Source organism: Anabaena azotica FACHB-119 (assembly GCF_014697625.1).
Taxonomy (GTDB): Bacteria; Cyanobacteriota; Cyanobacteriia; order Cyanobacteriales; family Nostocaceae; genus Trichormus; species Trichormus azoticus_A.
In genome coordinates this window covers 59,370-80,461 of sequence record NZ_JACJSG010000023.1, presented here as the reverse complement: position 1 = coordinate 80,461, position 21,092 = coordinate 59,370, and the positions used below count along the sequence as shown (strand labels likewise).

The 21,092-nt window shown below is 42.9% G+C and carries 16 protein-coding genes and 1 pseudogene; 10 read left to right on the top strand and 7 right to left on the bottom strand.

The genetic code is table 11. The features are described 5' to 3' along the window. Positions 1-122: 122 nt before the first annotated feature. Positions 123-842 (top strand): annotated as a pseudogene (locus tag H6G83_RS17535) (RtcB family protein); the annotation flags it as partial. 306 nt (positions 843-1,148) lie between these two features. Here the strand turns inward: H6G83_RS17535 and egtB are convergent. Together egtB and egtC are read right to left on the bottom strand one after the other, a co-directional pair. Continuing rightward, a complete protein-coding gene (egtB, locus tag H6G83_RS17530; protein ID WP_190474609.1) occupies positions 1,149-2,444 on the bottom strand; it encodes an ergothioneine biosynthesis protein EgtB in 1,296 nt (431 codons plus the stop codon). Further along, positions 2,419-3,207 (bottom strand): ergothioneine biosynthesis protein EgtC, encoded by a 789-nt coding sequence (egtC, locus tag H6G83_RS17525; protein ID WP_190474607.1) that lies wholly within the window; start codon positions 3,205-3,207, stop codon positions 2,419-2,421. The genes egtB and egtC overlap by 26 nt, the downstream gene beginning before the upstream one ends. Before the next feature lie 96 nt (positions 3,208-3,303). On the opposite strand from egtC, the gene H6G83_RS17520 reads away from it, so the two are divergent. Then, positions 3,304-3,651 (top strand): DUF6717 family protein, encoded by a 348-nt coding sequence (locus tag H6G83_RS17520; protein ID WP_190474605.1) that lies wholly within the window; start codon positions 3,304-3,306, stop codon positions 3,649-3,651. A 221-nt stretch (positions 3,652-3,872) separates the two neighbouring features. Further along, positions 3,873-5,114 carry an HhoA/HhoB/HtrA family serine endopeptidase gene (locus tag H6G83_RS17515; protein WP_190474603.1) on the top strand — a complete coding sequence of 414 codons (1,242 nt, stop codon included), beginning with the start codon at positions 3,873-3,875 and terminating at the stop codon, positions 5,112-5,114. A 79-nt stretch (positions 5,115-5,193) separates the two neighbouring features. Here the strand turns inward: H6G83_RS17515 and H6G83_RS17510 are convergent, their stop codons facing one another. The 5 genes from H6G83_RS17510 to H6G83_RS17490 all read right to left on the bottom strand — a co-directional run bounded on the left by H6G83_RS17510 (position 5,194) and on the right by H6G83_RS17490 (position 11,266). After that, on the bottom strand, positions 5,194-5,565 hold the full coding sequence (locus H6G83_RS17510) for a sulfite exporter TauE/SafE family protein (protein ID WP_190474600.1): 372 nt from the start codon (positions 5,563-5,565) through the stop codon (positions 5,194-5,196). Between the two features lie 24 nt (positions 5,566-5,589). Then, positions 5,590-6,555: an acetamidase/formamidase family protein gene (locus H6G83_RS17505; protein ID WP_190474599.1), complete on the bottom strand. Its 966-nt coding sequence runs from the start codon at positions 6,553-6,555 to the stop codon at positions 5,590-5,592. 107 nt (positions 6,556-6,662) lie between these two features. Then, positions 6,663-7,556: a WGxxGxxG-CTERM domain-containing protein gene (locus tag H6G83_RS36270; RefSeq protein WP_190474597.1), complete on the bottom strand. Its 894-nt coding sequence runs from the start codon at positions 7,554-7,556 to the stop codon at positions 6,663-6,665. Between the two features lie 746 nt (positions 7,557-8,302). Then, positions 8,303-10,225 carry an Hsp70 family protein gene (locus tag H6G83_RS17495; protein WP_190474594.1) on the bottom strand — a complete coding sequence of 641 codons (1,923 nt, stop codon included), beginning with the start codon at positions 10,223-10,225 and terminating at the stop codon, positions 8,303-8,305. Positions 10,226-10,372: 147 nt separating this feature from the next. Further along, positions 10,373-11,266, bottom strand: coding sequence for a hypothetical protein (locus H6G83_RS17490; RefSeq protein WP_190474592.1), 894 nt, complete (start codon positions 11,264-11,266; stop codon positions 10,373-10,375). Between the two features lie 565 nt (positions 11,267-11,831). On the opposite strand from H6G83_RS17490, the gene H6G83_RS17485 reads away from it, so the two are divergent. From H6G83_RS17485 to H6G83_RS17455, 7 genes are all read left to right on the top strand, one after another. Further along, positions 11,832-13,196 carry an LLM class flavin-dependent oxidoreductase gene (locus tag H6G83_RS17485; RefSeq protein WP_190474590.1) on the top strand — a complete coding sequence of 455 codons (1,365 nt, stop codon included), beginning with the start codon at positions 11,832-11,834 and terminating at the stop codon, positions 13,194-13,196. 272 nt (positions 13,197-13,468) lie between these two features. Continuing rightward, the gene (locus H6G83_RS17480) at positions 13,469-14,995 is read left to right on the top strand and encodes an amidohydrolase family protein (RefSeq protein WP_190474589.1); all 1,527 of its coding nucleotides are present in this window, start codon (positions 13,469-13,471) and stop codon (positions 14,993-14,995) included. Between the two features lie 135 nt (positions 14,996-15,130). Then, on the top strand, positions 15,131-15,796 hold the full coding sequence (locus H6G83_RS17475; protein WP_190474586.1) for a carboxylesterase family protein: 666 nt from the start codon (positions 15,131-15,133) through the stop codon (positions 15,794-15,796). A gap of 82 nt (positions 15,797-15,878) precedes the next feature. Beyond that, the gene (locus tag H6G83_RS17470) at positions 15,879-16,502 is read left to right on the top strand and encodes a GDSL-type esterase/lipase family protein (RefSeq protein ID WP_190474585.1); all 624 of its coding nucleotides are present in this window, start codon (positions 15,879-15,881) and stop codon (positions 16,500-16,502) included. A gap of 364 nt (positions 16,503-16,866) precedes the next feature. Then, positions 16,867-17,865, top strand: coding sequence for an aldo/keto reductase (locus tag H6G83_RS17465; RefSeq protein ID WP_190474583.1), 999 nt, complete (start codon positions 16,867-16,869; stop codon positions 17,863-17,865). Between the two features lie 90 nt (positions 17,866-17,955). Continuing rightward, on the top strand, positions 17,956-18,996 hold the full coding sequence (locus tag H6G83_RS17460; protein ID WP_190474581.1) for an ABC transporter substrate-binding protein: 1,041 nt from the start codon (positions 17,956-17,958) through the stop codon (positions 18,994-18,996). A 244-nt stretch (positions 18,997-19,240) separates the two neighbouring features. Beyond that, positions 19,241-21,064, top strand: coding sequence for an ABC transporter ATP-binding protein (locus tag H6G83_RS17455; RefSeq protein WP_190474579.1), 1,824 nt, complete (start codon positions 19,241-19,243; stop codon positions 21,062-21,064). Positions 21,065-21,092 lie beyond the last annotated feature (28 nt).

Sequence of the window (21,092 nt, the reverse complement as noted above, 5' to 3'; positions counted from 1 at the left end):
AGAAATGACTTGATCGATTGTAACTTTCATGTATGAATGAAAGTGCTTAATAGAAGTCGAAATAGCATAGAAATGAGGTTGTGGAGACTGAATAAATTAAGCAAGCAATTAGTAACAAATTGAATCACTTTATAGAAGTGTGCCTAGATACAGAGAACCAAGTTTGGCTGATGCTACATTCTGGTTCGCGCCATATTGGTAATAATTTGGCTCAATGCCATATTAGTACAGCAAAGGAATTAGCAAAACTAGCTGGTAATCATTTACCTGACCCTGATTTAGCTTATTTTGTCGCTGGGACACCAGAATTTCAAGCATACTGGAACGATTTACAATGGGCGCAAGATTATGCGCGTGTCAACCGTGATGTCATGATGGCGCGTTTCAAACGCATCGTCGAAAAGCATCTAGCTGGAGGAAAGCAAACTAAACCTTTATTGCAAGTAAATTGCCATCACAATTACGCCGAAAAGGAAGTACATTTTGGCGAAGATGTGTATGTAACTCGTAAAGGTGCAGTCCGCGCGCAAACAGAAGATTATGGTATTATTCCCGGTTCAATGGGAGCAAAATCTTTCATTGTCAAAGGTAAAGGTAATGCCCATAGCTTTTGTTCTTGCTCTCATGGTGCTGGTCGTTTATTGTCGAGAAATAAGGCAAAAAATGTCTATACTCTCGATGATTTGATTGAGCAAACTAAGGGTGTAGAATGTCGTAAGGATACTGGAGTTTTAGATGAAATTCCCGGTGCTTATAAGCCAATTGACCAAGTGATGGAAAATCAAGCTGATTTGGTTGAGGTTGTCGCTACACTCAAACAAGTTGTTTGCGTGAAAGGTTAAACCAATTCGCAATTCGCAATTCGCAATTACGTGTTGTAACGGGGATTTAAACGCCGCCACAACACTTGCGGCTTGATAGTAGGGTGGGCATTGCCCACCAAAACCATGATATGGTGGGCATTGCCCACCATACCTATGTTTCAAAAATCAAGTATAAATCCTATTACTAACAGGACTTACGCAAGTGTCACAATTGGTGGTTGGTGCGTGACGCTACAAGTCTGATTACTACGTTCAAATATTATCGCCAGTCACACACCCTACAGAGAAAATATGCCAGTTGCGTAAGTCCTAACTAAATACCCTCTAATCTTTAACACAACGAAACCCGGCGAAAATTTGCCGAACTTGGGGATAATACCAGTTGCGGAAACTAGCACGTAATACCCAGGGACGAGTCGCCCAACTACCACCTTTTAACAAGCGATGTTTTTGGTCAAAATAAACTTGCGAGTAGCCTTTATATGGGTAACTAGCAAAACCTTTGTAACCATCAAACCAAGTTGCTGTCCATTCCCAAACGTTACCTAAAGTGTCGTATAAACCATAAGCACTTTGCCCTTTTGGGTAAGCATTGACTGGGGTGGTTGTTAGCCCATCATAATTACAATGTTGAGGTGTGGGTATGTCTTCACCCCAAGGGTAGGTGCGGTGATGGTTGGCTTTAGTGTCCCAACTGGCGGCTTTTTCCCATTCGGCTTCTGTGGGTAGACGTTTACCAACAAACCGGGAATAAGCCTCGGCTTCGTACCAACTGACACCATAGACTGGGTGATTTTGTTGTAGGCGATCGCTATTCCAGTAAAGTGGTTGTATTACCCCTTCAGTCTGTAACCATTCCCAACCCGCTACAGACCACCACTGAGGATTTTCATACCCTCCAGCCTCCATAAATACCTGATATTCACCACAAGTTACCGGATAACGGTCAATCCAATAACTATCTAAATAAATTCTATGTGCAGGACGCTCATTATCTAAAGCATCCATCGAATCATTACCCAACTCAAACTCACCTGCGGGAATTTCTACCATTTCCCCTACATGACTATTGACTATTGACTGTTGACCATTGACTATGGACTGTTGACTATGGACTATTGACTGTTGACTATGGACTATTGACTGTTGACCATTGACTATTGACTGTTGACTGTTGACTAACTTCAACACCATACGAATAATTTCGCAGTGTTGGCTTTCATGCTGAATTAAAAATCGCCACAGTCTTTCTTGTTCTTGAATATCAGCTACTTCCAGATATTCAAGAACTTTTGTTCTAACTGTCTTTAAGTAATAAATAACTTCTTCTATTTGTGGTAGTTGAACTCGTTGTGATTTGGGTAAACCATCAGCCGCAAATAACTGATGATATTGGGGAAATAAACATGGTAAACCTGCCATATTTTCTAACACCCAAAAAGATTCTATATAGGCGATGTGTCCCAAATGCCAACCTACAGGGCTAAAATCATGATGAGCTTGACTACAAAATGTAGCTGCATCCACATCTACAAATAAACTTAGAGTTTTATCGCGGCATTCCTCCAAAGCAAAAGCAATATAATCTTTGAGGCTAGATGCTTTCAATTTTGATATCACAATCTTCTCCTACACTGATGATGCTATTTTCTGGGCAAGCAGTCCAATTCGCTGCAAATAATGGTTCAGATGCAATAATGACAGAATTGGGAAACATTAAATCATCTTTTAACCAATACAAAGACGGTGGTTTGGAAGAGGAAGCAAACCGAGAGGCGATGAGACGCTGACCATCACTAAAAATTACATTTGCTGAAGCATCTACTTGATGGCGTTTTGCCATCTCTGCAAGCATAAGTAAAGTATTACGTAAAACCAACTCTAAGGGACGATGTTGATTGTTTTCAATTTGGGAAAGTAGTAACGCCAATATATGTTCAGAGTCTGTACTACCATTGATATGTTCGTAAAAATCGGGGGTTAAAGCACTACGGATTTTCCGATGTAAGCTTTGGCGAAAATTTTCAATGCGTCCATTATGAATAAATAAGAACTTTTGATAGTGAAAGGGTTGACAATTGGCAAAATCTAGGGCTTGTCCTGGTGTAGCGCTCCGAACATAAGCTAGCACACACCTAGATTCAACATAACGGCTCAGACTAGGTAAATTAATATCGTTCCAAATAGGGAGAGTATTTTTGTAGGTAAAAGGCTCAGTATCTTTTTGACTATGATACCAACCAACACCAAAGCCATCCGCATTTACTACCCCAGAAGTCATTTCACGGGGTTGATAGCTTTGCACTATCAATGAATGTTCTGGTTTATACAACAAATGTTCCAGAGAAACAGGGGAGCCGAGGTAAGCAAGTAGACGGCACATAATGAAAGAATTAGCAGCAAATTCTTGTATAGAATAAACTGTATTGGTGTTTTTTTACGCGATCGCACAAAAAATTTCATCATCCTTTATCTGACAATGAATAACTCAATAATGGTAATTTTTCCCTATCGACACAATCAAACCTGGGTATTTGATGATGAGCGTATGGGTTTAGTTCAGGAACCATTTGTTAGTGGTGTCCCAGAAATGATTGAGTTTTTAATTCGAGAGATTCCTCATGTTGATGAAGGGTTTAAACTTTTATTTTCTGCTAGTCCTTTTCCTGGCTACCAAGCGGAATTAAGTTGGTTAAGGGAAGAGTATAATGGAAATTGGTATGCTTGGAGTCAAAACAATATGGAAGGATGGCTATGTCCTGCATTGTTTAAATACTTTAATCAGCCACCAGAGAAAATTTATTGTCGGGCAGAAAGTTTATATTAGCTGGAAGAAAGGGAGTAGGGAGCGGGGAAAGAAACATTTTTTATTTCCGGTTGTGGTGTTCTTTCCATAATTAAGTATTAATGAAAGCCTTCCCTTGCCACTTAATACTTAAAGATTGAGTAAAATTTGCAACTTTTCACAAAAAAGCAACAACAGCGCAACAAAACTGTCATAACTGCTATCTAAAGTAGTAATAAGTATCGATTTCTCTGCACACTGCCATGCGAAACCAAGTACACGATGAATCTCAACCGTTAAATCCTCAAAACCATAATCATGCACATTGGAAAAAAGCGGCTGCATCTCTATCGTTAGTGCTGCTGGGATCTGGTATGACTTTAGCTGGCGGCTATCTAGCTGGAAACCAGCAGCAGTTAGCGCAGAAAGCCTCTAACTTGGCGGTGAGTCGAGTAGATGCAGCACCGCCGTTACCAAATAACGCTGATCCTAATTTTGTCACTCAAGTAGTACAAAGAGTAGGCCCAGCTGTGGTGCGTATTGAATCTTCTCGGACTGTCACATCTCGCTTACCAGCAGAATTTAACGACCCATTTTTCCGTCGTTTCTTCGGTTCCCAACTACCTCAACCACAACAGAGGGTAGAAAGGGGAACTGGTTCAGGGTTTATTATTAATTCCAATGGTAATATTCTGACTAATGCTCACGTTGTGGATGGTGCAGATACTGTGCGAGTCATTCTCACAGATGGGCGCAGTTTTCAAGGTAAAGTATTGGGTACAGATAAATTAACAGATGTAGCCGTTGTCAAGATTCAGGCTAATAATTTACCAACTATCACAGTGGGTAATTCTGACCAACTGCAACCAGGACAATGGGCGATCGCAATTGGTAATCCTTTAGGTTTAGATAATACAGTTACCACAGGTATCATTAGCGCTACCGGACGCACCAGTAACCAAATTGGCGCACCCGATAGACGTGTAGAATATATTCAAACAGACGCAGCAATTAACCCAGGTAACTCCGGCGGCCCCTTGCTGAATTACCGTGGTGAAGTTGTTGGGATGAATACAGCTATTATTCAAGGCGCACAAGGACTAGGTTTCGCCATCCCCATCAAAACAGCACAACGTATTTCTGAGCAACTCATATCTACAGGTCAAGTAAAACACGCTTACCTGGGTATTCAAATGGTAGGCTTAACACCACAAATTAAGGACAGCATTAACTCTGACCCCAATAGTGGTTTAAGTGTAGATACAGACAAAGGTGTTTTAGTTGTCAAAGTCATGCCTAATTCTCCCGCCGCCAAAGCCGGACTACGCGCAGGCGATGTCATTCAAAAGCTCAATGGCCAAGCAGTTTCAGATGCTAGCAACGTCCAAAGAGCCGTAGAAAACACTGGAGTCGGTAAACAATTGCAAATGGAATTGTGGCGTAACGGAAGAAACATTAACTTAGGAGTACAAACTGGTGCTTTCCCCGTTGGACAGGTAGAGTAAGGAGACTTAATCAGTGAACAGTTATCAGTTTATGTTAACTGTTCACTGATAACTGATAACTGACAAGCCTATTCCCCAGTCATCGTATGAACAAATACCTGAAACCAATGATTAACAAAAAGATGCCATAAAGCTTTTTCATGGTTTCACTACTAATAAATGGTTGAGTGGCAAACATGGCTCCGAATAAGTTGCCAATTAATAAACCTGCTGCAATTAACAGGGCATATTTAAAATTAATATTGCCGCTACGATAATAAACTGCTGCTCCTAAAAGTCCAATGGGTAAAATTTGCGCTGCAATAGAAGTACCCGTGGCAAATTTTTGATCCATCCCCACTAATAACACCATTGCAGGAACCATAATTGCTCCGCCACCAATGCCAAACATTCCTCCAGCAACGCCAGCAACTAGCCCAATTAGCAACATTTGCACAAGTACATTAGACATAAAAAATTGTGATTTTTTCGTTAATTACAAATTAATTTTAGATGAGAAGATTGCTTTAGATAGCAAACCATGCACACCTTTATTCGGGCTGTTGACAACTTGGGTGATGCGAAAATTTACAGCTAAACTACATAAAACATAAGCATCTTCTGGTGATAAATTAACAAAACGTTCCAGAAAATCAAGCATATTTTTCAGAGCTTGTTCTAATGCTGCATCTAAAGTTGGTGCAAACCCCATTGTGATAATATCAGTCGGTGTTTCTGCTATGGGTGTATTGAATTGCAAATCTTTGCGAAGTTGCAACTGGATACGCCCATTCATAGAAGTTTCAATTGCAGTGACATTAACTTCGCCGTCTCCCTGGGCTGAATGTCCATCACCAATGGAAAATAATGCACCAGGAACGAAGATAGGTAAAAATATGCGGGAGCCTGCTTGTAGTTCACGGTTGTCGATATTACCACCATAGTAGCCAGGGGGGACGGATGAACGAGCATCTTCTGGGGTGGCGACTCCCAGGATACCAAAAAAAGGTTTGAGGGGAATTTGTATACTGCTACCTATAGGAAATTCTGCCTTGTTGTTGACTAAATCTAGGGGAATGAATCTTAAAGCAGGTTGAGTAAATTGATGGGGTAAGGCTCCCCAACCTGAGCGGATGGCGTTAAATCCAACTGGTAAACTAGGTGCGATCGCCTCTAATCTTACCTCTAAAACATCCCCTGGTTCAGCATCACGCACATATATCGGCCCAGTGAGTAAATGCGGCCCCTTAGCAATTTTCCGTTCTGGCGGTAGGTTTTGGCAGATATCCAGAAATTGGGCTGTGAGAAATTCTGCTGGTGCTTTGTCGTGGATGTAATAACCAGTGTAAGTTTCTACATCAACGGTGTCGCCAGAATCAACTTTTAGTGCTGGTTCTAGTTCATGGGAGAAGCCACCTAAATGCACAGTTGATTTGGTGGCTTTTAAGATGTGGTGAGTCATCGCCGCTATCCTAGTTATTCAGTATTATCGCTTAAGATAGCTGAATTTTTATGAAAAAAGTCCTCACTAGACTAAGTGAGGACTTTTTCGTTGATACCAGAAGGATTTTACAGTCTAGTGCTACCAGAACGTACTTCATTAGGGTCGCGGTAAGCTGTGGTTTCTTGGCGCTTGCGAGCTAAACCAGCTAAACCAGCTAGACCTAGCAAACCTAACCAACCCCAGTTAGAATTATTGCGATCGCCTCTCACATCATTAGTTCCTTGGTATGAGGTAGTACCTGTTGTACCTGTTCCTGTTCCATCAGTACCTGTTGTGCCTGTACTTGTTCCATCAGTACCTGTGGTTCCCGTACCTGTACCATAGTTACTTGTAGTACCTGTACCTGTGGTTCCCGTACCTGTGGTATCTGTACCTGTACCTGTGGTTCCCGGACCTGTTGTACCTGTGCCTACACCAGTACCTGTGGTTCCCGTACCTGTACCATCAGTGCCTGTACCTGAAGTGCCTGTACCTGTACCATAAGTACCCGTACCTGAAGTGCCTGTACCTGTTCCTGTAGTGCCTGTACCTGTACCATAAGTACCCGTACCTGAAGTGCCTGTACCTGTGCCTGTTGTACCCGTACCTGAAGTGCCTGTACCTGTTCCTGTAGTGCCTGTACCTGTACCATAAGTACCAGTGCCTGTTGTACCAGTGCCTGTGGTTCCCGTACCTGTACCATAAGTACCTGTGCCTGTTGTACCAGTACCCGTACCTGTGCTAGTTCCTGAAGTTCCTGAAGTACCCGTACCTGTGCTAGTTCCTGAAGTTCCTGAAGTACCCGTACCAGTACCAGTAGTACCAGTAGTACCAGTAGTACCTGTGCTAGTTCCACTACCTGAAGTACCTGTACCACCTGTGCTACCAGTTTGAGCAGAAACTGGTATAGATACAACAGCAGCGAAACTGAGGGCAAATAAACTAGCTAAAATAGACTTGGATAAATTAAGAGGTTTCATGCTTTTGATTCCTTGTATGCTCTAGATTCTGTGATTTATTAACTACTCAAGATGCTGGATAGTATTTGCTGACCACTATCCTGATGCTAGACATTGCAAAATTGGGCTTATACTCGATGAAAATAAGCCATCCTGAATCTAAGAAAGTTATTCAACGATATCTAACTGAGTTAGTTAGATTCCTGAAAAAAGCCTTGCTAAAATCTTCCTTTTTTCCTTGCCCAACCAATTAATAATTGATTATCATTCCCGTGTTTAATTTAAGCAAATAGTGCAAAATCACTTGAACTTTCCTCTTTAGATTCTTGCTGATTGTTAACGATAAAGCCTCTTGCTGGAGATATAAGTTACTATTTGCTAATTAACAGCAAAATGGAGGATTTAAAATTAGTCCTATGGCATTATGTCCGCTATTTCTCTTGTCTTTTGATAGCAGTTACTATGTAGATTAACGTGAGTTCGATGAACCTCTCCCTCCCAACCTCCCTCTCCTAAAAGGCGTTCGCGTAGCGTCTCCGTCAGGAGAGGGAGGAGAAACGAAAAAATCACCGTCTTACTCCCCTCTCCTCGAAGGAGAGGGGTTGGGGGAGAGGTCAAAACAACGCTTGTCGAACTCACGTTAGATTAGGACAGATAGGATTCACACTTGATTTTTGAAAGATACGTAGGGCGCTGTAATGCCCACCCTACAAATACTGTTCCCTGTCACCTGTACCCTACTATACTTCTAACTCTTGAGACGTAGATTATTGAATTAAAATAATTGCCTCTTGCACCTTAGTAGATAGAGCTTTTTGCAATCCTTGCTCAACTTTACTAATAAGTTTGTCAAAAGCTTCTTGATTCGCTGTTAATTGTTCTTGAATAACTTTTTCCAACTCTGGTTTTAGTTGTTTGCTCATATCGTCTATTTTCCTATCATTCAGCAAACTAGAACGCATCCAACTAGGAACGTTGACATTTGTTTTAATTGTCTCCTTCACAGTCTCGCGGTTTAACTCCATACCAGCAGCTATCACCGAAGCCCCGTAAACTAACGCAATAGGCCAAGTCAAATGACCAGTCAGTATGAGAGTGATGATGCTGGCGAGAGTTCCCCCACCAATTAATACATTGACAATAAAAGCTACCGTATCCCCAAGAATAACATCACCAATGCGTAGTTCTGGGTTAACCAAAGCAGCCTCGATGCTATCTTCAAACCTTAAACTACTTCTAGGTATTTGAAACTTACGGCATATTGGATCTGTTTGGGCGGCTAAGTCTGGTTGAATTTTCTGATTAAACCAACTAATACATTGACTATTAACTACCTTTTGCGCCATATCACCTTGCAGCCACTGTTCAGCACGCTGTTTCATTAAGGTTTCTAAATCAGCTAAAGTGCGTATTTCGTTTCTTTGCCAAGCTTTTACCCCAGGTCTAACTGCATTTTCAATTAACCCTTCTACTAACGGCTTGGTTAATGATGTAATTAACTCTGGAATATGCTTACCAATTAATTGTTCGAGTTTATTTGATTCCAACAGTTTATTTACTTCGCCTTTAAAAGCAGTGGCGCGTAAATCCCAACGTCCTACACGCGCTAACCCCAAAGCAATACAACGTTCAGGTTCTGGGTCTGGGCGTAGGAGGGTTTCTGGTTCGGGGAAGGTTTTCTGACATAGCTGATGGGTAAATTTCATCCGCGATGCACCGCCAGTCATTAGCAACAGTTTTGGTACGATAGCTTGGCTATCTAACTTTTGTTTAGCTTCATCTAAAGCTTCGTGAAATGATTGTAACCAACTTTTTTGCCCTAATTCGGGTAAAGGTTGGTTCAATATTTCCTCCATCATCAATTTATTAACTTGGGGGATAAAATAAATCTGTTCGTTGATAGATTCAAACCCCCGCGCAAAGGATTGAGGGTCACTATATAACTGTTCGTTAGAAAAGTAATCTTCTTTAGCTTTGCGACAAGCTAGTTCACAACGAGCTTGATGATGGGGATATTCCTTAAATACTTTTTCTAGTAGTGATTTTTGTTCATGTTGGGCGAGGGTGTGAGCAAAAATAGCTTTATCAATTAAGGATGCGCCTAAAGTATTGCTACCAAAATCTATAGGGATTTCTTGTAAGCTTTTAACTAAGGTGAAATCTGTAGTTGAAGAACCAATATCAACAATTAGCACCGAAGAAAGGAGTTTTTCATACTCTAATTTCCCGGCTTCCTTCGCCTGCATAAAAGCTGCTCTTGATTCAGGCACTACATTTAATAAAGAAATGCCCGACTCTTGCAAGAGTTTTTGATATTCTGTACGTTCGTTAATTGACCATCCAGAAGGACAACCAACATAAAAATAAGTAGTTTCTTGATTTTCAATTTGTCTACTTTCTTTTAATAGGTGGTAGTAGGTAGCAAGGAAGGTACTAATTGTTTGCCGATAGTTGGGATCGTTGTTTGGTTTTTGCTTGAATGTGATTGCTAATTGGGTAACGCCAGCTTGAATTAGGGCTTGTTCTCCAACTAAATAACCCAGTTGAGGATGCCAACCCAAGGCAGTGATTTGGTTCTTTTTGTTATTAATTTCCAACATTTGGGGCGGTTCAATACTCTCAACAATAGCCTTAGCTACTGCTGTTTCACCGTGTCCCAAATCAAAACCGACTGTTTCTAAAATTTCCATACTCTTGGTAATTGGTCATTAGTCATTAGTCATTAGTCATTGGTCAGTAGGGGCGGGTTCAGTAAAAAATTCATGAGGAAAACAAATATGTCAGTTAAACCCGCCCGTACAACAGTCAACAGCCAACTCAATTGCTTGGGTGGTGCTTTAAGAGTTGCGAAGGTCTGAGTAGGTTGGTTCAATTACCCTACCGCGTCTGAGCAAGCGATCGCCTTTCAGCAATGCGGGTGTAATTGTGACATAATCTTGGGTATCAGGGTCGATGCTTGGCTCAAAGTCGAAGTATGTGCGATCGCTACTCGGAGCTAGATAATTTTGTGCGCGAATCCCCTGAGATATTAAAATTTGTGGCAACAGTTTTGTTAGTTCAATCACCATCTGCGGTCTATTCAGGGATGATGCACCCAGCAGCCTTTGCAGAAAATTCAACAATTCCGGCAATTCTTCCATATTACGCTCATCTTGGTATTTGTCGGATTCTGCAAATCTTCCAACTACTAAGTCTATAGTATTGAGCGCATCAGCCAAGTTATCTAAAAGAATGTTGCTATCCACTTTCAGGACAGGTTGACTTACTTCCTTTACTTCTTGTGGAGTCGAATCATTTTTATCCAGTTGTAGCACCACTTCCAATCCCAGCAACACAGAAGCAAGTAAAATACCCATCCATGCACCTGGAGCCTTTTCTGTTAAATAATACAACCAACCTAAAATACCCACATAAAGTATTATCTTTAGCACCTTTAATATCAACCTATTGGGGGAAGACTTAAAAGGTAGATTATTAATAAGTTTATATTCTCGTGAACCAATCTCAACAATTTTCACTGCTGTCAGAGTTGCAACTGACTGACGTAGTACATCTAGAAAAAAAGCAGCCAGACGCACTTGAGTTAAATTAAGTTCGCTAATATAAATTCTTTCTAAATTATCTAGACGGTTTTGAATTACTTTAACTACATCTTCTACATTACCCGCATTATTAATCTCTGTCTGTAGTTGGTTACGTTCTGCGCTAAAAATCTCAACTATTGTTTTCATCACCATGCTGAAACCTTACAATATCATTTTACACTTATTTCACGTCGATATCTTCTTAATCCATGATTTTAAATAGAACCTTGAGAAAAGGTGCAAACTAAAAATTGTCATTCATCTACATAAAAAACAATCATCCAAAAGCTATTGAACTTACACAATTACTGATGAGATTTATTCAATACTGAGCAAGTATCTGTATGTCGATGCACTGCCTACCAAAACCCTGATCTGGTGGGCAGTGCATCGGCCTACTAGCGTGACCGGGCTAAAATGTTGCAATAGATTTGGGAAAAATTGAACGCAGATGAACGCAGATGAACGCAGATGATAGATTGGTATTGCACAAAATTAGTCCAGTCGCGCTACTACGTATACTGCAAGTCCCTAAATATCTACTTTGCAATCCTTAATATTAGTAAATCTAATAATTAGGATTCCACATTAATGTGATGGTCAGCACATCTTTTTCTTGTACCTATCATGTAAACTTTACCTACTGAGTACGATTGCTACATCAAACGAGCTATATGCAACCCAGCAATCACACTACAAGACAAGAAAAAGCATGAGTAAAAAACGCAAGTTTCGTTTAGGTGCATTCATTCAAGCCACTGGACATCATGTTTCGGCCTGGCGACATCCTGATTCACAAGCCGATGCTGGGCTGAACTTCGAGCATTATCAGGAAATTACTCAGACAGCCGAGCGTGGATTATTTGATGCGGTTTTCCTCGCGGATAGCCCTGGAGTTTGGGGCGGCGCTCCAGAAACTCAGAAACGTAATGGTAAGCTGGTGCATTTCGAGCCGGTCACACTGTTTTCAGCCTTATCTTCAGTGACCAAAAATATCGGCTTCATTGCTACCGCCTCGACTACCTACGAACAACCTTATACCTTGGCTCGTAAGTTTGCTTCTCTAGACCATTTGAGTAAGGGTCGAGCAGGGTGGAATGTAGTTACCACAGGTAATGAGAACGCCGCAGCTAATTTCGGGCTTGAGCATCACCCAGAACATAGCCAGCGTTATGAACGTGCCGAAGAGTTTGTAGAAGTTGTCAAAGGCTTGTGGGATAGCTGGGAAGATGATGCTTTCATTCGTGATAGAGCATCGGGTATCTATTTCGACCCCAACAAAGTACACGTACTCAATCACAAGGGCAAACACTTTTCTGTCCAAGGCCCTTTAAACGTCGGTCGTCCCCCTCAAGGTTATCCAGTGATTGTCCAAGCTGGAGCTTCCGAAGCTGGACGGGAGTTAGCAGCAAAGACTGCTGAGGTAATCTTCACAGCCAATCAAACCCTAGCTGAGGCACAGGAATTTTACGCTGACGTGAAAGGTAGACTGGCTAAATATGGACGCTCTCCAGATGATTTGAAAATCATGCCTGGGGCTTTTCCCATCATCGGACGCACCGAAGAAGAAGCGCAGGAAAAATACGAGTTTCTGCAATCTTTAATTCATCCTGATGTCGCTTGGGGTATTTTAAAGACCTATTACAAGGGTGTGGATTTATCTAAATATTCTTTAGATGATTTAGCGCCTGAACTACCCAACGACACCAACAACAACAAGAGCCGCCTGAAACTAGTCAAGGATTTGGCTACTCGTGGGACTTTGACGCTACGTCAGCTATATCTGGCTCTAGCTACTGCCAGAGGGCATCGTACCATCTTGGGTACACCGGAAACTATTGCTGACCAGTTAGAGGAATGGTTTAACAACGGTGCAGCAGACGGCTTTAATATCATGCCTCCCATCTTACCTACAGGATTGGATGACTTCGTGAACCTAGTCGTTCCCGTCCTCCAGAAACGCGGACTGTTCCGTACTGAATACGAAGGGAGTACCTTACGGGAAAACTTGGGGCTACGTCGTCCGCCTAATCGTTTCGCCGTTAAACAGGTGGATGAACAGTTGGTGTTGGTTTAGTCCATAGTCCATAGTCAATAGTCCATAGAACTGACTTTTCACGTCATGTGGAAAAGCTAACGACAGACCTAACCCCCCAGCCCCCTTCCCTACTAGGGAAGGGGGAGAAATCAAAGCCTCTCTCCTTGTAGGAGAGAGGTTTGGAGAGAGGTCTTCCAGATCCCGTGAAAAGTCAGGTCCATAGAAAAGGGAAAAAGTTTCTTCCCCAGTCCCCAATACCCAGTCCCCAGTCCCTAATACCCAGTCCCCAATACTTTTTGAAGGAGAAAAATATGACTGAATACAGCAGATTAAAAACTTCTCGTTCCGCCGCAATTAAGGCGACTCTGGATTATCCAGTGATTGATACAGACGTTCACACTAACGACTTTACCCCAGCTATTGAGGAATACATTGCTCATTACGGTGGGGCGCAACTTGTAGACGCTTTACGTAAGGCTGAATCTTCTCGTCTCAACTCTAAGAGCAATGGTAAAGATTGGTATCAACAAACTCCAGAAGAACGTCAGTACAACCGGACAATCAGATCGCCTTGGTGGGCAAGGGTAACTCGTAATACCTTAGACTTGGCTACGTACACTTTGCCGGAACTGTTCTATGAGCGTCAAGCAGAACAGGGTTCTGATTATTCGGTACTATTTCCTAACAATGTCTTAGCACCAACTGGCGCAGGCCCAGAACACCGTCAAGCACTGCAACGGGCGGTGAATCACTATCATGCTGACTTGTATCGTAAATATAGCGATCGCCTGACGGTGGTAGCTGGTATTCCCATGAATACTCCCCAAGAGGCTATTGAAGAGTTAGACTTTGCCGTAAAAACACTAGGTTTAAAAGTAGCGAATATTCCTGGTGGGGTGAAACGTCCAATTAAGGCGATCGCAGATAAATATCCAGCCGACCAGTTCCCAGAAATCGCCAAATATGCCTCATACATCGACTTCTACGGCTTAGATAGTGAATACGACTACGACCCCTTCTGGGCTAAAGTCGTGGAATTAGGTGTACCCGTTACTACACATTACGGTAGTCAAGGTTGGACTGGACGTTCTTCTATCAGCAACTACATGAACAACCACATCGGACATTTCGCCGATGGTTCTCAAGCATTTGCCAAAGCTTTATTCTTTGGTGGCGTTACTAGACGTTTCCCTGGTTTGCGCGTAGCTATGCTCGAAGGTGGTTCAGATTGGGGCGCTCACGTCTACATTCACTTAGTAGACCGCTTCTCCAAACGCAGTTTAGAAGGGCTACAAAACTACAACCCAGACCTGACCAATGCTGATGAGTTGTTTGAGTTGTTTGAACGTTACGGTAGCGAATTTCCTCAAGCAGGTTCCCTCAGCAAAGAAGAACTAACTAAAACAGTGCTTGGTTCTTCCTTCGCTCGTCATAGCCGCGTACCTGTTGGTGAGGAATTAGAAGACTTTGGCGCAGCCGGGATTAAGACCATTGAAGATATACGCGATCGCTGGGTGAACAGCTTCTTCTTTGGTTCCGAGTCCGACGACCGCACCATCGCCGCAGCCTTCAACGACAAAGCCAATCCCTTGGGTGTGAAAATCAACGCTATCTATTCCTCAGATGTAGGACATTGGGACGTACCCGACCTGACTGATCCTTTAGCAGAAAGCTGGGATTTAGTTAGAGAAGGCGTGATTAGCGAAGCCGACTTCAAGTCTTATGTATTTGCTAATCCCTACAAGTTCTACACCCAAGCTAACCCCGACTTCTTCAAGGGAACAGCTATTGAATCTAAGGTAAATAACATCGAAGTGCCTCAATTGGTAACAGCGTAAAAATTGGGGAGTAGGGGGAGATGGGGAAGAAAAATAGATGAGTTTAGTGACTAAGAAATATTATTTTTCCTTTCTCATCCCCCTCAGCCCCAATCCCCAGTCCCCAGTCCCCAATCCCCAACAGGAGTCAAAACTATGCCCGTCGAACAACGCCCTCAAGAAAACAGCAATGCTTCCTTGCCTTATCTTTTTGCGCCTGCTGCTGGAGATGTGAGTAAACCCGCGCCTCTGGTGTTGTTTTTGCATGGAGCGCGCGATCGCGGTAATGATTTGAATATTCTACTAAAATGGGGTTTACCTCGTTTCGTAGATTCCTCATCTGCATTACCTTACTTCTTTGCAGCACCCCAGCTACCAGAAGGGCAGACTTGGGTAGATAGAGAATCTGATGTCATTGCTTTACTAGATAATCTCATCGCTTCCCAAGCAATTGATCCATCCCGTATCATCTTGTCTGGGTTCAGCTTAGGTACGGCTGGGGCTTGGCATATCGCCGCTTCTCATCCTGGTCGCTTTGCTGGACTGGTAGCTGTGTCAGGTCGCGCACCTAAGACATTAGAACCAGCCCAACTAGCAGCACTCAAGGAAATTCCCATCCAAATATTCCAAGGTGGCAAGGATGAAAAACTGCCAGTGGAGGATACACAGCAGATTGTTGATACTTTACGTGCAGCAGGCGCAACAGTAGATTTTACTGTAATACCAGATGGTGATCATTTCATTGCTGATGAAGTATATGGTGATTCCCAGTTGCAACAATGGCTGATTTCCCAGCAGCGTCGTGCGTCTGTAGCTGTGTAATGCGTTTATTTTGTGAGATGATGAGTAAAATCATCACGCATCACGCTTCATACCAGCCAAAACCGTACTTTCAGCTTAATTAATGTCAGACTCTCGCCAGGAAATCAGAATTTGTTTTATTGGTGAATCCTTTGTCAATGGCACGGGTGATCCTGAGTTTCTGGGTTGGACTGGTAGAGTCTGCCGCAATACTGAGTCAGAGAAGTATGCCATTACCTACTACAACTTGGGTGTGCGGGCTGAGACAAGTCGGTATCTCAAAGAGCGTTGGCGATCGGAAGTTTCCTATCGTCTGCCTGTAGAATATGATGGAAGAGTGGTGTTTTCCTTTGGTGTCAACGATTCAGGATGGGCTGGACAAAAGCAGGGAATTACACTGGCAGAGTCCATCGCTAATACTCGCAGCATTCTTAAACAAGCAAATCAACTCTATCCTACTTTGATGGTCGGGCCGCCACCTTGCGGTGATGAAGACCAAGAAACAAAAAATCAAATTATTGCCAAGTTATCACAAGAGTTTGCTTGTGTTTGTCAAGATATAACTGTTCCTTATCTTGATGTGTTTTCTAGTTTAGTGAACTCGCCCGTCTGGTTAATAGAAGCAAAAGCCAATGATGGCGCTCACCCTAAAGCAAATGGTTATGCCGAATTTGCGGCGTTAGTACAAAACTGGGAAGGTTGGTTAAATTGGTTTCCGACTGAGTAACCTGATGGGTGTAGGGGTGTAGGGGTGTAAGGGTGTAAGGGTGTAAGGGTGTAAGGGTGTAAGGGAATGAAATTAAGTCTTCCTCACTAGGATTAATTGAATCAATTTAGTAATACTTTCCCCCTATACCCCTACACCCCCATACCCCTGTCTCTTAAGGGCAGGTTTTTCATAAAGTAATCAGTGAGGACTATAAGATTCAGGAAATTATCAGACTTTCATTTACCCCTACACCCTTATACCCTTACACCCTAAAATCAGTGTTTTTGGGTCGAAGTGTAAAAAACCTGCCCTTGAAAGCATACCCCTGTACCCTTGCACTCGCCCCATATCTAAAAGTTGCGTTTATTCAGCAATCATAATCATGACATTACCAACAACTAAACTTGGTCATACTGGACTAACCGTTTCTCGCCTTGTACTTGGGACAATGACTTTCGGTTTGCAGACAGATGAAGAAACTTCTAGACGCATTCTCGATACAGCCGCCGATGCGGGAATTAACTTTTTAGATACCGCCGATGTTTATCCTTTGGGGGGTGGGTTGGCGACTGCTGGTAGCACTGAAGAAATCATTGGACGTTGGCTCAAAGGCAAACGCGAACATTTTATTGTGGCGACTAAGGCTGTGGGAAAAGTCGGCCCTGCGCCTTGGGATCAGGGTGCTTCGCGCAAACATATATTAGATGCGATCGATGCTTCCCTCAGACGACTGGGAACTGATTATGTTGACCTATATCAATTGCACTCTGATGATGCTTCCACGCCTCTTGATGAGACTTTGGAAGCATTGGATACAGTAGTGCGTTCAGGTAAAGCCCGTTACATTGGGGTTTCTAACTTCTTGGCTTATCGACTCGCCCGCGCTTTGGGTCGTGCTGAGGTGCGTAATTTGACTCGTTTCGTTTCCATTCAACCGCGTTATAACCTGTTGTTCCGCGAAATTGAGCGAGAATTATTACCTCTGGCAAAGGAAGAAGGGTTGGGTGTAATTCCTTACAATCCTTTGGCGGGTGGTTTACTGACTGGGAAACACAGTTTGGCTCAAGGCCCAACAGCCGGGACTCGTTTTACTTTGGGTACTGCGGCTGAACGTTATCAAGAGCGCTATTGGCGCGATCGCGAGTTCCAGACTGTGGAAGAATTGCGTACAGTAGCAGATTTGGCTGGATTATCACTGACTACTTTGGCTATAGCTTGGGTACTGGCTAATCCCATTATCACCGCTCCTATCATCGGTGCTAGCCGTCCAGAACAACTTGCTGATACCCTCAAGGCTGTGGAAGTGAAACTTGATGAGAATTTACAACAAAAGTTAAACGATATCACCGCCGAATATCGTCGGGGAGATGCTTTGCGCTAGCTAATACCAATTCCCAATTCAGCCATTTAGAGAATTGGGATTACAAATTATCAATTTTTACATTGAAAATATCTCATAGATCGATAGGATATGATTAAACGCCGTCGCTTTCTTAATACTGCTGCATCTGGTTTGGGTGGATTTTCTTTGGCTTATTTATTGGGAAGTTGTAGTCAAGAAAGTCAACAAAATGTGGTAAATAATGGTGGTTCCCTGGGGATAAAAGCGAAGGTTCTACGCATGGGGTATCAGAGTGCAGGGGATCTGGTTCGCAATCGGCAAGTTTTAGAAAAACGCTTAGAACCATTGGGAATTAAGGTGGAATGGGCGCAATTCGTCCAAGGGCCTCAACTGATGGAAGGAATGGCGGCGCGTAAGGTTGACGTGGGGTCTGTAGGAGAAACGCCGCCAATTTTTGCACAAGTCGCTGGCTCAACACTTGTTTATGTCGTTGGTACACAAAGAACTGCAACCACGGGAAGAAGTAGTGTAATTGCTGTCCCGCCTGAATCTCCCATAACAAAGTTTGAGGAAATTAAGGGACAAGAAGTATATTTTCAAAAAGGCTCGGCATCACATTATTTTATTCTGAGAGCGTTGCAGTCAATTGGTTTGACTATCAAAGATATCAAAATCAGAAGTATGCCGACTATTGAGGCGCGGGGCGCTTTTCTGGAAGGAAGGATTCCTGTGTGGATGACAGGTGATCCTCACTATGCGATCGCCGAAAAGATGGGGCGTATTCGTGTTATTAAAGATTCGGTTGGGCTAGATTCTCCAGGCGGATATTACATTGCTGACCGGAAGTTCGCTGAAGAAAATCCAGGCTTATTAAAAATAATCATTGAAGAACTTCATGGGCTGGATAAATGGGCAGAGGCGCATCGAGATGAAGTGAAACAATTGATGATTTCCGAACAAAAACTTGACCCAGATGTAGCTGAACGGGTAATGTCGCGCCGTACATTTGCTGGGCGCAGGGGTCTTAGTCCTGCGTTGATTGCCGAACAACAACGGGTGGCTGATTTATTCTTTGAAGCAGGTGTTATTCCTAAGAAAATTGATATTAAAGAATTCTTACTTCCACCTGATTTATATGCGGCAATTACACCAACGGAAATCATGGTTTAAATTCAGTTATCAGTTATCAGTTATCAGGTCAGTGCAGCGCCATACTGTTAACTAATATGCAATTCGTAATAGCCTACGACGAGGCTTAGGTCTAAGTGATGCGTAATTCTTTCAGTAAAAGAAAGATTGGAGCAATTTTGCACGAGTCGCGACGAGGATTTTTAACGCTATGGGGCGGCTAATTTAGCCGTCTATTTTTGTTTGCCATAACAGCAAAAAGTTACTACTAGAACAAACGATTTTCATGTTAAAAAAGGTCAGACTTTCTAAATTTCAGCGTGCTGCTAGTGCGCCAAATTTACCGAATACTCCATTTAGGTTTGTTTGCTATTTTGTTAACCAGTTTCGCTGGTGGTATTTAGTAATGGTGATTCTGGAGGCGCTACACGCAACCTGTGGTATTATGTTACCCTATGCGATCGGTGAGATTATCCGCAGTGTGACACGCGCAAGCGGTAACAGCAAGCTGATTTTTGATACTATCAGTCAACCCCTGATGCTGTTCACTGCTTTGAGTATAGGTGAAGTGGTATTCGGGCGATCGGCTGGACTTTTACAAACTATCCTCCATCCTATCCACCGCCAGCATATTGTCCGCTCTTTGTATGCCTACCTGCAACATCATTCCCATCGTTACTTGAGTAGTAGTTTTGCTGGGGCGTTAGCACATCGCATCGGTGAAACCTCTCTCGGTGTGACGCAGACGATGCAAATGCTGATTACGGAGTTTATGTCTGTAATCATTGTCTATATAGTCTCCACAATTATACTGTATCGTGCCTATCCTCCACTGGCTGCATTCGTTGGTGTGTGGGCAGTTCTGTTTATTAGTATTTCTTTCTGGTTGGCTACTCGTTGCCGAATATACTCCCGTAGAGCCGCAGCCGCTAGAAGTCATACGACGGGGATCATTGTCGATGCGGTAACAAATCTGAGCAGTAGTCGCTTGTTTGCGCGTCTGGGTTTTGAACGTCGCTATTTGAATGAACAGTTAAGGGATGAACTCAAAGAGGTGAGGAAGTCGAACTGGTATTCAGAACGCATTCGCTGGTTTCAATTCATCTCCGCCGCGATTCTGAAAATTGGTACTCTATATTACTCGCTCTCTCTCTGGAGTCAAGGGTTAATTGCTACTGCTGACTTTGTGGTGGCTACTAGTTTATCACTGTTAATCATCAGTGAAGCCAGGAATTTGAGTCGGCGGTTTCTGGAATTTTTTGAGCATATCGGTAATATTGCCAATGGTGTCTCTGTCATCGTCCAACCCCATGAGTTGATTGACAAAGAAGGTGCGATCGCTCATCCTATCACTCAGGGTAAAATTGAGTTTCGGCAAGTTAATTTTAATTATTCTGCTGAGAAGAAAGTATTTGAGAATCTGTCAATTACCATCAAACCAGGGGAACGTGTGGGACTAGTGGGTTTCTCCGGTTCGGGAAAATCTACCTTTGTGAATTTAATTTTACGGATATTTGACCCCCAATCAGGGCAAATTCTCATTGATGGGGTCGATATTCGTGATATGACTCAGGATGCTTTACACGCCCAGATTAGCTTGATTCCTCAAGATCCATCTCTGTTTCATCGCACATTAATGGAAAACATCCGTTATGGGCGCATAGATGCAACTGATGAGGAAGTTATCAAAGCCGCCAGTAAGGCTCATGCTCACGATTTTATCGCCCAGATGAAGGAGGGCTATAATTCTCTGGTGGGTGAACGTGGTGTTAAACTGTCTGGGGGACAAAGACAACGAATTGCGATCGCCAGAGTAATTCTCAAGGATGCACCAGTTCTAATTTTGGATGAAGCTACTTCTAGTCTTGATTCCATCACCGAAAAAGCAATTCAAGACACGTTAGATTTAGTCATGAATGGCAAAACCGTGATTGTAGTTGCTCACAGGTTATCAACAATTGCCCATTTAGACCGGATTTTGGTATTCGATCATGGTCGCATCGTCGAAGATGGTAGCCACGACCAACTCCTAGCCAGGGGCGGTGCTTATTATAGATTGTGGAAAATGCAGGCTGGGGGATTTTTGCCTGTGGCGGCGGGAAGTGAATAGTGAACAGTTAACAGTTATCAGTGGACAG